Raw genomic sequence first — 13,838 nt, 5'->3', positions numbered from 1 at the left:
AGCGGGCGCGATCGCATGTGTTGACGGTGCTTACATTGGTGGCTACGCTGATGTAATCACCGTCAACATGCGATCCGGGAGCCTCTCCATGCCCTCGTCCCAGCCCCAGCCCGACACCGTCAAGGCCGACCTCGGCGGTCGCGCGGTCACCGTCCCCAAGGGCGGTCTCTACGACCGCTACCGGATGGACACCGACCTCGACGAGGTCGCCCGTGACCCCCGCGTCAGCGGTGTCGACTTCTTCCGGAAGCTGCCGAAGACCAAGGTCGACTCGCCCATCGGCGAGACCCTCACCCCGAACTTCTACTACCGCATCTCCACCGCCCGGCTCACGATGCTCGCGCCCACCCGCGCCATCCGCTCCCGGCTGCCCCGCGAGCTGGCCCCGCTGGAGGTCGCGCCCGGGCTCGGTCTGGTCTCCGCGATGTTCTTCCGGTACGACGTGTGCGACATCGACTTCTACACCGAAGCCGCCGTCGGCATCGCGGTGAAGCCCGCCCGGCACGGGAAGCTCGGCTTCTTCGACCTCGTCGCCGCGCTCAAGAACGAGCACCTCGACTCCTATGTGCTGTCCCTGCCGGTCAGCACCGAGATCGCCCAGGTGCGCGGACACGACGGCTACGGTTTCCCCAAGTGGGTGACCGGTCTGGACGTCGACATCGACGCCCACCGCACGACCGCGCGCGTGGCGAACGACGCGGGCGGCATCGACCTCGCGCTCTCGGCGCCCACCCCGGCCCAGAACAGCTTCCCGAGCGGCAAGCGCGTCGCGTCGCTCACCTCGTACACCTCGATCAACGGCGCGTGGCACTCGACCCTGAGCCAGACCAACGTGCTCTCCGCGGGCACCTCGCTCGTCCCGCGCGATCTCCAGTTCACGGTGGGGGAGGGGCGGATGGCCGACGACCTGCGCTCCCTCAAGCCGATGCGGACCATCCAGTTCGACGTCGTGACCGAGGGGCAGCTCGCCCTGCACATGCCGGTCCCGACCTCGGTCCGCAGCCGGTAAGCGAGGAGCCCGCCATGACCACCGCCCAAGCCTCCACCGCCCAAGCCTCCACCGCCCGAGCCTCCCGTGCCCCCCTGCCCGCGTCCCTGACGCCGGAGCGGATCGAGCGGCTCGCGGCACGCGTCACCGCCGCCCCCGACGCCGTACGCGTGACCACCACCGCCCCCTACACCGGTGCACCCCTGGCCGACCTCCCGGTCTCCGTGCCCGCCGACGTGAAGGACGCCTTCGCGCGGGCCCGCATCGCCCAACGCGCCTGGGCCGCCACCCCGTTGAGCCGCCGCAAGCAGATCCTGCTGCGCTTCCACGACCTCGTCCTCGCCCGCCGGGAAGAGGCGCTCGACCTCATGCAGGCGGAGAACGGCAAGACCCGCCGGGACGCGTTCCTCGAAGTCGTGGACATCGCCATCGTGTCCCGCTACTACGCCCGCAACGGCGCCCGTTACCTGGCGCCCAAGCGCCGCCGGGGCGCGATCCCGCTGCTCACCCACACCACCGAACTGCGCCACCCCAAGGGCGTCGTCGCGGTCGTCTCGCCCTGGAACTACCCGCTGAGCATGGCCGCCAGTGACGCCATCGCGGCGCTGATGGCCGGCAACGCCGTCGTCCAGAAGCCCGATACGCAGACCGCGCTCACCGCGCTGTGGTCGCTGGAGCTGATGCGGGAGGCCGGACTGCCGTCCGGTGTCTGGCAGATGGTGATCGGGCGGGGCAGCTCCATCGGCGGGGCGCTGATGGCGGGCGCCGACTACATGATGTTCACCGGTTCCACCGCCAGCGGCCGAAAGATCGCGCGGGACGCGGGGGAGCGGCTCATCGGCGCCTCCCTCGAACTCGGCGGCAAGAACGCCATGTTGGTGCTGGATGACGCGGACATCGAGAAGGCAGCCGACGGCGCCGTCGCCGCGTGCTTCCCCTCGGCGGGACAGCTCTGCGTCTCCGTCGAGCGCTTGTACGTCGCGGAGTCGGTCCACGACCAGTTCGTGGACGCGTTCGTCGCGCGCGCGAAGCGGCTCAAGGTCGGTGGCGCGTACGACTTCGGTTGCGATGTCGGCAGCCTCACCACGCCCGCCCAGCTCAAGACCGTCACCGAGCACGTCGACGACGCCGTGGCCAAGGGGGCGAAGGTCCTCGCGGGCGGCAGGGCACGCCCGGACCTGGGACCGCTGTTCTACGAGCCGACCATCCTCGCCGGTGTCACGCCCGACATGACGCTGTACGAGCACGAGACCTTCGGGCCCGTCGTGTCGGTCTACCCCGTCCGCGACGACAGCGAGGCGATCGCGCGCGCCAACGCCACGCCGTACGGTCTCAACGCCAGTGTCTGGTCCCGTAGTTCCTCTCGGGGGCGCGCCGTCGCCGCCCGGCTGCACGCGGGCACCGTCAACGTCAACGAGGCGTTCGCCGCCGCATGGGGGAGTGTCGACGCGCCGATGGGCGGCATGGGCGACTCCGGGCTCGGTCGCCGTCACGGCGCGGAGGGCATCCTCAAGTACACCGAGGCGCAGACCGTTGCCCACCAGCGCGTCCAGGGGTTCACCCCGCCGAAGAGCATCCCGCCCGAGACGTGGGCGGCACTGCTGACCGGCGCGCTGAAGGTGCTGAAGGTGATCGGCTCCCGCTGAACCAACACCGAGGCGGCGCGGCTCCGTTGGAGTCGCGCCGCCTCGCTGTGCGGGAAGGGTCCGCGCTACGCGGCGCGCCGCACCGTCTCCAGCCAGGAGCGGTAACGGCGCAGCGCCCGCCGCTGCTTGCGCCGCTCCGCGAGGAGGGCGACCGCCGGGTGGGTGCCGGGCGTGGGGCGGCTGCCCCGGGCGATCCGGCGCATCTGGTGGCGGACCTGGGCCATGCCCGCCGCCGAGGCGAGCGCCTTGTCGGACCAGGTCACCGGGCGGAGCTGCCGTTCGGCTTCGCGGCGCGTGCGCCAGCGCTCGGGCAGGTCGGGCGTGACGGCGAGGGCGGTGCCCATGCCGATGACGGCGACTCCGCTCGCGAGGACCCGCTCGGCGGTCTCGCGCCGGGTGATGCCACCGGTCAGCATGAGCGGCAGCGGGCTGGTCCTGACCAGGTCCTTCGCCAGGTCGAGGAAGTACGCCTCGCGAGCCTGGGTGCGCGCGTCCGCCGGGCGCCCGGACATCGCCGGGGACTCGTAGCTGCCGCCGGACAGCTCGACCAGGTCGACGCCGAGCGGGGCGAGCATCGCGATCACCTGACGGGCGTCGTCGGCGTCGAAGCCGCCGCGCTGGAAGTCGGCGGAGTTGAGCTTGACCGCGACCGCGAAGGAGGGCGAGACCGCGGCCCGTACGGCGCGGACGATGTCCAGCAGCATCCGCGCCCGGTTCTCCAGCGAGCCGCCCCACTGGTCGGTGCGCTTGTTGACCAGGGGCGACAGGAACTGCGAGAGCAGATAGCCGTGCGCGGCATGGATCTCGACCCCGTCGAAGCCCGCCTCCTCGGCGCGCTGGGCGGTCACCGCGTACCGCGTCACGGTCTCGCCGATCTGCTCGGCGGTCATGGCGACCGGGCGCCCGAAGCGGCTGCTGTGCTTGCCGAGGTCGACGCCGACGGCGGACGGACCCCAGACGACGCCGGGCATGTCGGAGGCGATCTGGCGCCCGGGGTGGTTGATCTGCATCCAGATCTTCCCGCCCCCCGACTGGCCCGCCTTCGCCCACTCGGTGAACGGCTCCAGCGGCGCCGCCTCGTCGAGCACGACACCGGCGGGTCCGGTCAGCGCCTCGGCGTGGACCATGACGTTGCCGGTGATGAGCAGTCCGGTGCCGCCCTCGGCCCAGCGCCGGTAGAGCCCGAACAGCTCGTGGCCCGGCAACTGGCCGTCGGCGGCCATGTTCTCCTCCATGGCCGCCTTGGCGATCCGGTTGCGCAGTACCTGGCCGGAGCGCAGGGACAACGGCGAGAACAGTTCGCTGGTCATCCTTTTCCCTCTCGATCTGTATCGCTTACAATGTGTGCAGCGTTCACATTAGGTCAGGGATGTAAGCGCCGTAAACTTCAAGGAGTGTGACCTATGCCGCAAGCGACCGGCTCGTACCATCACGGCGATCTGCGCGCCGCCTGTCTGCGTGCCGCGCTGGGGCTGCTGGAGGAGGACGGCAGCGCCGGTCTGTCGCTGCGCGCGGTGGCGCGGCGGGCGGGGGTGTCGGCGACGGCTCCCTACCGCCACTACGCGGACCGCGATGCGCTGGTCTCCGCCGTCGCCGCCGAGGGGTACCGCGAACTCGCCGGAAACTTGGCGGCCGCGCACCCCGCGCCCACGACCCCGGACGACCTCGCCGCCGTCGCCGTCGCGTATGTGCGTTTCGCGCTCGACCGCCCCGCGATGTTCCGGGTGATGTTCGCGGAGCCGTGCGACCCGACCAGTGAGGAGCGGGTCGCGGCGACCGCCGCCATATCGGAGTACGTCCGCTCCATCGTGCGCGGCGCCTTCCCCGGCGCCGCCGACCCGGACGCGCTCGCGACCACGGTCTGGGCTGTCGTCCACGGGCTGGCCTTCCTGTGTCTGGACGGAAAGCTCGACGCCTCGACCCCTGAAAAGGTCGACGCCCAGGTCCGTGGGGCTGTCCGGGCGCTGTTCGCCGCGTCGGCGGCGATGTCGCGGTAGGGCGGTCCATGTTGACAGTGCACACACCTGCAATCTAATGTGTGCGCTGTAAACATCGAGCTTCCGGACGCGCGCCGATGCGTGCGCGGGAGCCCTCAGCCCTATGAACGGAGCGTCATGAAGGCAGTGTCGATCAAGGAGCCCGGCGGTCCCGAGGTCCTGGAGTGGACTGACGTCGAAGACCCGACCCCCGCCGCCGGTGAGGTCGTCGTCGACGTGGTCGCCAGCGCGCTGAACCGCGCCGACGTGATGCAGCGCTGGGGTCTCTACCCCGTCCCGCCCGGCACCTCGCCCTACCCGGGACTCGAGGTCTCCGGCCGTATCAGCGCCCTCGGCGAGGGTGTGACCCGATGGCAGGTGGGCGACGAGGTCTGCGCGCTGCTCACCGGAGGCGGCTACGCGCAGAAGGTCGCCGTGCCCGCGGGGCAACTGCTGCCCGTGCCCGAGGGGATCAGCCTGGTCGACGCCGCGGGGCTGTCCGAGGCCGTCGCGACCGTGTGGTCCAACATCGTCATGACCGCAGGGCTGAAGAAGGGCGAGACCTTCCTCGTCCATGGTGGCGCCGGAGGCGTCGGCACCATGGCGATCCAGATCGCCAAGGCACTCGGCGCACGTGTCGTCACCACCGTCGGCGGTCCCGAGAAGGCCGCACGCGCACGGGAGTTGGGCGCCGACGTCACGATCGACTACCGCACCCAGGACTTCACCGAGCACGGTCCCTACGACGTCGTCCTGGACGTCGTCGGCGGCAGCTACCTCGAACGCAACGTGCGCTCCCTCGCCCCCGACGGACGCCTGGTCGTCATCGGACTCCAGGACGGTCTGGAAGCGAACCTCAACCTGGCGGAGCTGGTCTTCAAGCGCGCCTCCGTGCACGGCACGACCCTGCGGACGCGGTCCAAGGAGCAGAAGGCAGAGATCGTCGCCGAGGTCCGGGACCAGGTCTGGCCGATGATCGAGAGCGGCGCCGTGCAACTCGTCGTCGACCGGCGCCTGCCGATGTCCCAGGCGGCCGAGGCGCACCGGCTCATGGAGGAGGGCGGCCACATCGGCAAGATCCTCCTGGTGAACGAGTAATCGGGGAGAAGATCATGGACTCCCACGTCGACCTCGGTGACCTGCCCGTCGACACGAGCGCGCCGGTCCTGGTCACCGGGGCCACCGGCTACGTCGCCGGCTGGATCGTGAAAGCCCTGCTCGACGCGGGGGTCACCGTGCACGCCGCCGTCCGCGACCCGGGCGACACGCAGAAGGTCCGGCACCTGCTGCACGCCGCCGACGGCGCGCCCGGCACGCTGCGCCTGTTCGCGTCCGACCTGCTCAGGGACGGCTCCTACGCGGACGCCATGCGCGGGTGCCGGATCGTGATCCACACCGCCTCGCCGTTCGTCCGCTCCGTACGGGACCCCCAGCGGGACCTGGTCGATCCGGCCGTACAGGGCACCCGCAACGTGCTCCGCACCGCGAACGGGGTCGGCGGCGTCGAGCGGGTGGTGCTGACCAGCTCGGTCGCCGCGATGTTCGGGGACGCGGAGGACACCCTCGCGCTCCCGGACCGCACCGTGACCGAGGAGAGCTGGAACACCACCTCCTCCCTGACCCGCGAGCCCTACAGCTACTCCAAGACGCTGGCGGAGCGGGAGGCGTGGCGGATCGCGGAGGAGCGGGACGACTGGCGCCTGGTCACCGTCAACCCGGGACTGGTCATCGGACCCGCCCTCAACTCCACCCCGACCAGCGAGAGTTTCACCATCGCCCGGCAGATGGCGAGCGGGCGGATGCGGAGGGGCGCCCCGCGGATCGCGCTCACCGTCGTGGACGTGCGGGACGTCGCCTACGGGCATCTGGCCGCCGCCTTCCTGCCCGACGCGCGGGGGCGCCACCTCCTCGCGGCCGAGTCCACGGACGTCGTCGACCTCGCCCGGCGGCTCCTGCCCCGCTACGGCGCCGACCACCCACTGCCGCGCCGCCCGCTGCCCAAGGCGCTCGCGGTCGCCCTGGGACCGGCCGCCGGACTCGAACGCGCCTATCTGCGGCGCAACATCGGCTACGACCTCCGCGTGGACACCACCAAGAGCCGCCGGGGTCTCGGCGTGCGCTACCGCCCCGCCCAGCGGTCCATGGAGGAGATGTTCGCGCAGGTCGTACGGGCGTGAACGCACCGGTGGAGGCCCGCTCGCGGACCTCCACCGTGCGACGCCCTGGCGCTACTTGCGCAGCGAGGCGGGTACGTCCGCCGAGTCGCCGATGCTCACCAGGTACTGGGCGTACTCCCGCACCGTGGACTTGGTGACCAGCTTGCCCTGGAGGGTCTCCGTGGCCGACACCTTCTTGCCGTCGAGGACCTGGCCGGTGAGGCTGACGACCTTCTGCCCGAGGGCGTACGGCGACTCCGCGTTGGTCGCGTACATCGTGCCCGCCTGGATCGCGGCGAGCGCGTCGGCTATGCCGTCGTTGCCGACCAGCTTGACCTTCCCGGCGAGGTGGCGGGACTTGAGCGCGGCCAGGGCGCCCATCGCCATCTCGTCGTTGGCGGCGTAGACACCGTCGATGTCGGGGTGCGCCTGGAGGATGTTGGTCATGACGTCGAGCGCCTTGGCCCGGTCGAAGTCGGCTGCCTGCTTGGCGACGGTCTTGATGTGCGGGTACTTGGCGATCTCCTCCTCGAAGCCCTTGCTGCGGTCCTGGGCGACGTTGGTGCCGAGCAGACCCTGGATCTCGACGATCGTGCCCTTCTCCCCGAGGGACTTGGCGAGCGCGTCGGCGGCGTTGCGGCCCGCCTGGATCGCGTCGTAGCCGATGAAGGACGACAGCTTGCCGCCCTCCGGCTTGCGGTCGAACGCCATGACGGGGATGCCCGCGCCGTTCGCCTGCTTGACCGACGCGGTCGCCGACGTGCTGCTGACCGGGTCGATGATCAGGGCGCCGACCTGCTTGGAGACGGCGGTGGTGGCCAGGTTCAGCGCCGTGGAGTCGGAGTTGTTGGCGTTCTGCACGCTGAGCTTGACCCCGGACTTGGCCGCCTGGGACTTGGCGCCGTTGCCCACGCTGACGAAGAACGGGTTGTTCAGGGTGCTCATGATCAGCGTGGCGGTCTTCTTGCCGGACGCCGCCTTGCCGGAGGCGGGGTCGGTCGCCGAGCCCCGGCTGCAGCCGGTCAGGGCGAGCGCGGTGACGGCGGCGAGCGCGGCGGCCGCTCTTACGGTGCGGGTGACGGACATGGTGCGGCTCCTTCAGGGGACGTGCGGGGAGATTCAGCGGTGCTCAGGAGGTGCTCGGGGTGCGTAGGGGGGTGCTCAGGGCGTGTGCTGCGCGGTCGGCACGGAGGTGGCCGGGGCGAGGACGGTCTCCGGCGCCGCGGGCTCCGAGGGGCGCGGCGGCTTGCGCCAGGCGACCATCGCCCGCAGCCCGTCCACGTTGCGGTCCAGGAAGACCGCCAGCAGGATGACCACGCCCTTGACCACGCTCTGCAGGAACGGCGACACGTCCAGCAGGTTCATGCCGTTGTCGATGACACCGAGGACCAGCGCGCCGATCAGCGTGCCCAGCAGCTTGCCCCGGCCACCGGCGAGGCTGGTGCCGCCGATGATCACAGCGGCGATCGACTCCAGCTCCAGACCCGTACCGGCGGTCGGCTCGGCCGTGGACAGCCGGGCGGTGAGGATGAAACCGCCGAGCGCGGCGAGGAGTCCGCTGATCACGAACGCGAGCACCTTGACCCGCTGGGTGCGGATGCCCGACAGGCGCGCCGCCTCCAGGTTGTCGCCGGTCGCGTAGACGAAGCGGCCGAAGCCGGTACGGGCCAGCAGCACGCCGAAGACGACGTACCCGGCGACCATCAGCCACACGGGAAGCGGGATCCCGGCGAGGTAGTCCTGCCCGATGCCCTGGAAACCGTAGTCGTCGACGCCGACCGGGTTGCCGTCGGTGAGCTGGAGCGTCAGCCCGGACAGGATGGACATCATCGCCAGCGTCGCGATGAAGGACGGCATCCGGGTCCGGGTCACCAGCAGCCCGTTGACCAGACCGGCAGCCGCGCCCACGCCGACGCCCGCCGCCAGGGCGGGCAGCAGCCCGTGGTCGCGCAGGACCAGGGCGGTCACCACCGAGGAGAAGCCGAGGACGGCGCCGACCGACAGGTCGATCTCCGCCAGGACGATGACGTACGTCTGACCGATGGCCAGCAGCGCGACCACCGAGGTGGCCAGCCCGACGTTCAGCAGGTTGGTGCTGGTCAGGAACACCGGCGAGGCGATGCTCAGAACCACGCCCACCAGCAACAGCATCCATACCGCCCGCAGTTGGCGGGCAACGGATTTCAGGACGGAGGTCATGCGGCACCCACCAATGCGTGTTCCAGGACGGACTGCTCGCTCAGTTGGTCGCCGGCCATCTCGGCCACCAGCCGCCCCTGGCGCATGACGACCGCGCGGTCCGACATGGCGACGAGCTCGGGGAGATCGGAACTCACCAGGACGACGGCGACGCCGTCCGCGGTGAGCTGGTTGATGATGCGGTAGATCTCGGTCTTCGCCCCGACGTCGACCCCTCGGGTGGGCTCGTCCATGAGCAGGACCCGTGGGCCGGTGAGGACCCACTTGGCGAACAGCGCCTTCTGCTGGTTGCCGCCGGACAGCGACGTCACCGCGGACTCCGGGGAGGCGGTCCGCACCCGCAGCCGGGACATGACCTCGCCGGTGGCCTCCCGCTCCCGGGTCCGGCGGACGAGGTCGCCCGGTCCGGTGTGCATGCGCAGGGTGGCCAGCGAGACGTTGGCCTCCACCGACAGGTCCGGGCACAGTCCCTCCGCCTGCCGGTCGGGGGTGACATAGGCGATGCGGGCGGCGATGGCGTCCCGGATGTTCCGCAGCCGCACCGGGGCGCCGTCGACCTCGACCGTGCCGGAGGCGAGCGGCTCCAGACCGAACAGCGCGCGCAGCAGACTGCTGCGCCCGCAGCCGACCACACCGCCGATGCCGAGGACCTCACCGGCACGGACGTCGAGGTCGACCCCCTGGAAGACGGTGCCCGAGCCGCCCCGGACCCGCAGGACGACCTCCTCGCGGGCATTGCGCTCCTTGGGGTAGAAGTCGTCCACCGCGTTGCCGACCATGGCCGCGACGACCTGCGCCGGACCGGTCTCCGCGATCGGCGTGTCCAGCGCGACCAGACCGTCCCGCAGGACGACGATGCGGTCCGCCAGCTCGAAGATCTCGTCCAGGCGGTGGCTGATGTAGACGATGGACACGCCCTCGTCCCGCAACCGCCGTACCTGCTCGAAGAGTTGCTCGGACTCGCGCTCGTCGAGCGCCGCCGTCGGCTCGTCGAGGATGAGCAGCCGCAGCTCGTGCGAGGTCGCCTTGGCGATCTCGACCATCTGCTGCTCGGCGACCCCCAGCGTGCCGACCGGCGCGAGCACGTCGATGCCGTCCATGCCGAGCGCGGCGAGCGTCGACCGCGCCTCCTCGGCCATCCGCTTCCGCGACACCAGCAGCCGCCCGAACCGCCGCTCGCGGTCGAGGACATGGATGTTCTCGGCGACGCTCAGATGCGGGAAGAGGTTCTGCCGGAACTCCTGGTAGATGACCTCGATGCCCCGGGCCATCGCTCCTTGCGGGTTCTTGAAGGTCACCGGCTCGCCGTCGATGACGACCTGCCCGGCGTCCGGCTGGTGCGCGCCCGAGATGACCCGGGTGAGCGTGGACTTCCCCGCCCCGTTCTCCCCGGCCAGGGCCACGACCTCGCCCGGACCGACCTCGAAGGTGACACCGCGCAGCACGCTGTTCTCGCCGAAGGACTTGGTGACGTCCTGAAGTCGTAGCCTCATGCCGCGCTCCTCAGTACACGACGCCCGCCGTGAGCAGCACGTTCGCGTACGGGGTGAACTCCCCGGAGCGAACGGCGGCCCGTGCGGCGGCGGTCGCCTGCTTGAAGGTGGTGTGGGGGACGAAGCGCAGGGCCACCCCCAGCGCGGCGAACCGCTTCTCGATCTCGGCGAGCATCTCCGGGCTCGCCTCCTTGATCTCCTCCGACAGGAGCACGTCCTCCACCGCGACCTCGGCCAGGACCACGTCCAGCAGCTCCAGGAAGCGCGGCAGGTTCTCGGCGACGGCCAGGTCCACCCGCTCCACACCGGGCGGAACCGGCAGCCCCGCGTCGGTGACGACGAGCTGATCGGTGTGGCCCAGCTCGGAGATGACCCGGGCGAGCTGCCCGTTGAGCGTTCCGTTGTTGCGCCTCACGAGGCGGCTCCTTCCAGGTCGGTCGCGGCGGTGGCCGGGACGGGGGTGAAATCGGTTTCGGCGGCGGCCGATTCGGTGGTGGTACCGGCTTCGGCGGTGACCGAGCCGGGGGTGGGGTGGGCGGCGAGCAGGGCGTCGACCGCGGTCAGGTCGGGCAGCGAGGGGCTCGCCCCGGGGCGGGTGGTGGCCAGGGCACCCGCCGCCATGCCGCGTCGTACGGCGGTGTCGGCGTCCAGACCCGCGGCGAGCGCCGCGCCGAACGCGCCGGTGAAGGCGTCCCCTGCCGCCGTGGTGTCGACGGGGGTGACCGGAAAGGCGGGGAAGTGCCGGACCGCGTCCGCGGTGACCGAGACCGCCCCCGCGCCGCCGAGCGTGATCAGCGCGTGCCGCACACCCCGGTCGAGGAACCAGCGGGCCGCCCGCTCGGCGGACTCGGGACCGTCCACCTCGACACCGGTCAGCGCGGCGGCTTCGCTCTCGTTCGGCGTGACGACGTCCACGTACTGCCAGATGTCGTCCGGCAGTCGCTGCGCGGGCGCCGGATCGAGCACCACGGTGAACCCCGCCTCGGCGCCCGCCCGCGCGGCATGGCGGGTGACCTCGGCGCGGACCTCCAACTGCAGCAGCAGGACGCGGGTACGGTCCCGGGTCGCGGCGATGCTCTCGTCCACCATCTCGGGCGTGAGCGAGGCATTGGCCAGCGGCGTGATCACGATGTCGTTCTCACCGGAGGCGTCGACCCGGATGTGGGCGACACCGGTGCGCCCGGGGACCGTACGCACCTCGGAGGTCTCCACGCCGTGACCGCGCAGACCGTCCAGCGCGAGGTCCCGGAACAGGTCCTCCCCGACGCAGCCGGCCATCCAGGTGGGCGCGCCCGCCCGGGCGGCGGCGACAGCCTGGTTCGCCCCCTTGCCGCCGAGGACGAGGGTGAAGTCGTCCCCGAGCACGGTTTCGCCGGGGCGGGGCAGCCGTCGCGTGAACGCGGTGACGTCCGCGGTGATGCTGCCGACGACGAGAACACCGGTCCGTGTCATCGCGGTCTTCCTCCTGAGGTGGGCATGAGCGGTTCTGGCGTGAGCGTTTTTGGTATGGGTGTTTTTGGCATGGGTGGGGGAGGGGCACGGCGAAGTGCCGGTGCCCTGAGGGGTGTTGGAGTCCTTGTGTGCGGCGCGGCGCGGTGGCCCGGCGCCGTCGGCTAACGGCGCGGTGGTGCCGTGGAGCCGCGCTGGACGAGCTTGGTGTCGAGCGTGATCCGGCGGGAGCCGCCGCCCTGACCGTCCTCCTGGCCAAGGCGTTGGAGCAGCAGGCGCATGGCGAGGACGCCCTGTTCGACCATGGGGCGGTCGACGACGGTGAGCGGCGGATTCAGCAGCGGACCGGTGTCGAGGTCGTCGAAGCCGATGACGCTGATCTGGTCGGGGACGCCGACGCGCATGTCGTGCAGCGCCTTCAACGCCCCCAGGGTCATGAGGTTGTTGGCGGTGAACAGAGCCGTGGGCGGCTCCGCCGCGGACAGCAGGCGCAGGGTGAGCTGGTAGCCGCTCTCCTCCCGGAAGTCGCCGATCAGGTCGAACTCCGGCAGGAGTTCCACCCCCGCTTCGGCCAGCGCTGCCACGAACCCCTCGCGGCGATGCCGTCCGGGTGTCGTCTCCTGCTGGCCGCTGACGGCGGCGATCCGGGTGTGTCCGAGTGCGAGCAGATGTCCTGCCGCCTGGCGTCCGCCCTCGTGGTTGTTCACCAGCACGGCGTCGAAGTGCTCGCCGCCCGCCAGATCGCGGTCCACGAACACCAGCGGCACGCCCGCGTCCCGGACATGCAGCGGTGTCTCGTCCTGCTCGGTCGCGGGCGCCAGGATCACGCCGTCGACCTGATGGATCATGTCGGAGAGCACGTCGTCCTCGCGCTCACTGCTCTCGTCGCTGTTGGCGAGCAGGATGCGGTACCCGCGGTCCCGGGAGACCGACTCCATGCCCTTCACGACGGCGGCGAAGTACGGGTTGTTGATGTCGGGAACGACGACACCGATCGTCCGTGTCCGCCCGGACTTCAGCGACTGCGCGACGACACTGGGGCGGTACCCCAGCGCGTCGATGGCATCCTGGATCACCTCCGCGCTGCGCACACGCTGACCGCGCAGATGCCGGGAGACGGTGGCCGCGGAGACCCCGGCGCGGGCAGCCACATCATGAATGGTGCTCACAGAGGATCTCCCGTTTCGTCGCTGAAACCGTTGTCAGAGAACGATTGCAGTCGGGCGGACGGGCGTCAATGAGCGTGCGCGGATTTTTCAACCGGTGGTTTTTGGCCTGGTTTCATGGGGTTCGCGGGCGGGTGCGGGGTGCTCGCGGCGACCGGTCATCGCTCGACGAGCGGCAGGAACAGGTCGTCGACGATCGACCGGATACGTGCGGTCGGCACGGGTGCGAGCCGCATGAACAGATCGTGTCTGACCAGGTCGTAGGGCATGTCGAGCACGGCGGGCGGGGTGCGCTTCAGATCGATCTCGCCCCGGGATTCCGCGCGCTCGTAGAGCGTCCTGACGCGGTCCGCCACGTGTTGGCCGAAAATCCGCTCGCGCACCTCGGCGGGGCTGAGTCCGCTCCCGGCCAGCAGTCCCGACAGTCCCGCGGTCACGGCGGTGGTGAAGAACGAGGCGCGCTCCTGGCCCATGCCGGTGAGCGCCGCCAGCAGGTCGCCGCGCAGGCTGCCGGTGTCCGGGAGGTCGACCGGGTGGCTGTCGCGGTAGTGCTGGAGCGCCGCGAGGACCAGCTCGTCCTTGTTCGCCCAGCGGCGGTACAGCACGGCGATCCCCGTCTTCGCGCGGGCGGCGACGGACTCCATGGTCAGCTTCGCGAAGCCGGTGTCCACCAGCTCGCTCCACGTGGCGTCCAGCAGCGCCGCCTCCAGGTCGGCTCCGCGGCGGCGCTGAGAGGGCTTGGTGCCCGATGTGCTCATGCCGCCA

13 protein-coding genes are annotated in these 13,838 nt (G+C 71.1%); 5 read left to right on the top strand and 8 right to left on the bottom strand.

All coding sequences use genetic code 11. The features are described 5' to 3' along the window. Positions 1-88 precede the first annotated feature (88 nt). Both IF655_RS04120 and IF655_RS04115 read left to right on the top strand, forming a co-directional pair. Positions 89-1,009 carry an acetoacetate decarboxylase family protein gene (locus IF655_RS04120; RefSeq protein WP_199582110.1) on the top strand — a complete coding sequence of 307 codons (921 nt, stop codon included), beginning with the start codon at positions 89-91 and terminating at the stop codon, positions 1,007-1,009. 14 nt (positions 1,010-1,023) lie between these two features. Then, positions 1,024-2,634 (top strand): succinic semialdehyde dehydrogenase, encoded by a 1,611-nt coding sequence (locus IF655_RS04115; protein WP_199582109.1) that lies wholly within the window; start codon positions 1,024-1,026, stop codon positions 2,632-2,634. A 65-nt stretch (positions 2,635-2,699) separates the two neighbouring features. Here the strand turns inward: IF655_RS04115 and IF655_RS04110 are convergent, their stop codons facing one another. After that, positions 2,700-3,944, bottom strand: a complete 1,245-nt coding sequence (locus IF655_RS04110; protein ID WP_199582108.1) for an NADH:flavin oxidoreductase/NADH oxidase family protein — start codon at positions 3,942-3,944, stop codon at positions 2,700-2,702. 93 nt (positions 3,945-4,037) lie between these two features. On the opposite strand from IF655_RS04110, the gene IF655_RS04105 reads away from it, so the two are divergent. The 3 genes from IF655_RS04105 (at position 4,038) to IF655_RS04095 (ending at position 6,787) form a co-directional block, all read left to right on the top strand. Continuing rightward, positions 4,038-4,631: a TetR/AcrR family transcriptional regulator gene (locus tag IF655_RS04105; protein WP_199582107.1), complete on the top strand. Its 594-nt coding sequence runs from the start codon at positions 4,038-4,040 to the stop codon at positions 4,629-4,631. Between the two features lie 117 nt (positions 4,632-4,748). Next, positions 4,749-5,708, top strand: coding sequence for an NAD(P)H-quinone oxidoreductase (locus IF655_RS04100; protein ID WP_199582106.1), 960 nt, complete (start codon positions 4,749-4,751; stop codon positions 5,706-5,708). A gap of 14 nt (positions 5,709-5,722) precedes the next feature. Continuing rightward, positions 5,723-6,787, top strand: coding sequence for an NAD-dependent epimerase/dehydratase family protein (locus tag IF655_RS04095; RefSeq protein ID WP_199582105.1), 1,065 nt, complete (start codon positions 5,723-5,725; stop codon positions 6,785-6,787). Between the two features lie 51 nt (positions 6,788-6,838). Here IF655_RS04095 and IF655_RS04090 read toward each other — a convergent pair whose 3' ends face one another. From IF655_RS04090 to IF655_RS04060, 7 genes are all read right to left on the bottom strand, one after another. Then, positions 6,839-7,852, bottom strand: a complete 1,014-nt coding sequence (locus tag IF655_RS04090) for a substrate-binding domain-containing protein (protein ID WP_199582104.1) — start codon at positions 7,850-7,852, stop codon at positions 6,839-6,841. Between the two features lie 75 nt (positions 7,853-7,927). Next, positions 7,928-8,965: an ABC transporter permease gene (locus tag IF655_RS04085; RefSeq protein ID WP_199582103.1), complete on the bottom strand. Its 1,038-nt coding sequence runs from the start codon at positions 8,963-8,965 to the stop codon at positions 7,928-7,930. Beyond that, the gene (locus tag IF655_RS04080) at positions 8,962-10,458 is read right to left on the bottom strand and encodes a sugar ABC transporter ATP-binding protein (RefSeq protein ID WP_199582102.1); all 1,497 of its coding nucleotides are present in this window, start codon (positions 10,456-10,458) and stop codon (positions 8,962-8,964) included. Before IF655_RS04080 ends, IF655_RS04085 begins: the two co-directional genes overlap by 4 nt. A 10-nt stretch (positions 10,459-10,468) precedes the next feature. Then, a complete protein-coding gene (rbsD, locus tag IF655_RS04075) occupies positions 10,469-10,873 on the bottom strand; it encodes a D-ribose pyranase (protein ID WP_199582101.1) in 405 nt (134 codons plus the stop codon). Next, a complete protein-coding gene (rbsK, locus tag IF655_RS04070; RefSeq protein ID WP_242488529.1) occupies positions 10,870-11,910 on the bottom strand; it encodes a ribokinase in 1,041 nt (346 codons plus the stop codon). Before rbsK ends, rbsD begins: the two co-directional genes overlap by 4 nt. Before the next feature lie 161 nt (positions 11,911-12,071). Beyond that, positions 12,072-13,076, bottom strand: a complete 1,005-nt coding sequence (locus tag IF655_RS04065) for a LacI family DNA-binding transcriptional regulator (protein ID WP_199582100.1) — start codon at positions 13,074-13,076, stop codon at positions 12,072-12,074. A gap of 155 nt (positions 13,077-13,231) precedes the next feature. Beyond that, positions 13,232-13,831, bottom strand: a complete 600-nt coding sequence (locus tag IF655_RS04060) for a TetR/AcrR family transcriptional regulator (protein WP_199582099.1) — start codon at positions 13,829-13,831, stop codon at positions 13,232-13,234. Positions 13,832-13,838: the final 7 nt, after the last annotated feature.

The organism is Streptomyces sp. DSM 110735 (genome assembly GCF_016482685.1).
Taxonomy (GTDB): Bacteria; Actinomycetota; Actinomycetes; order Streptomycetales; family Streptomycetaceae; genus Streptomyces.
This window is presented reverse-complemented; position numbering and strand designations above follow the sequence as displayed.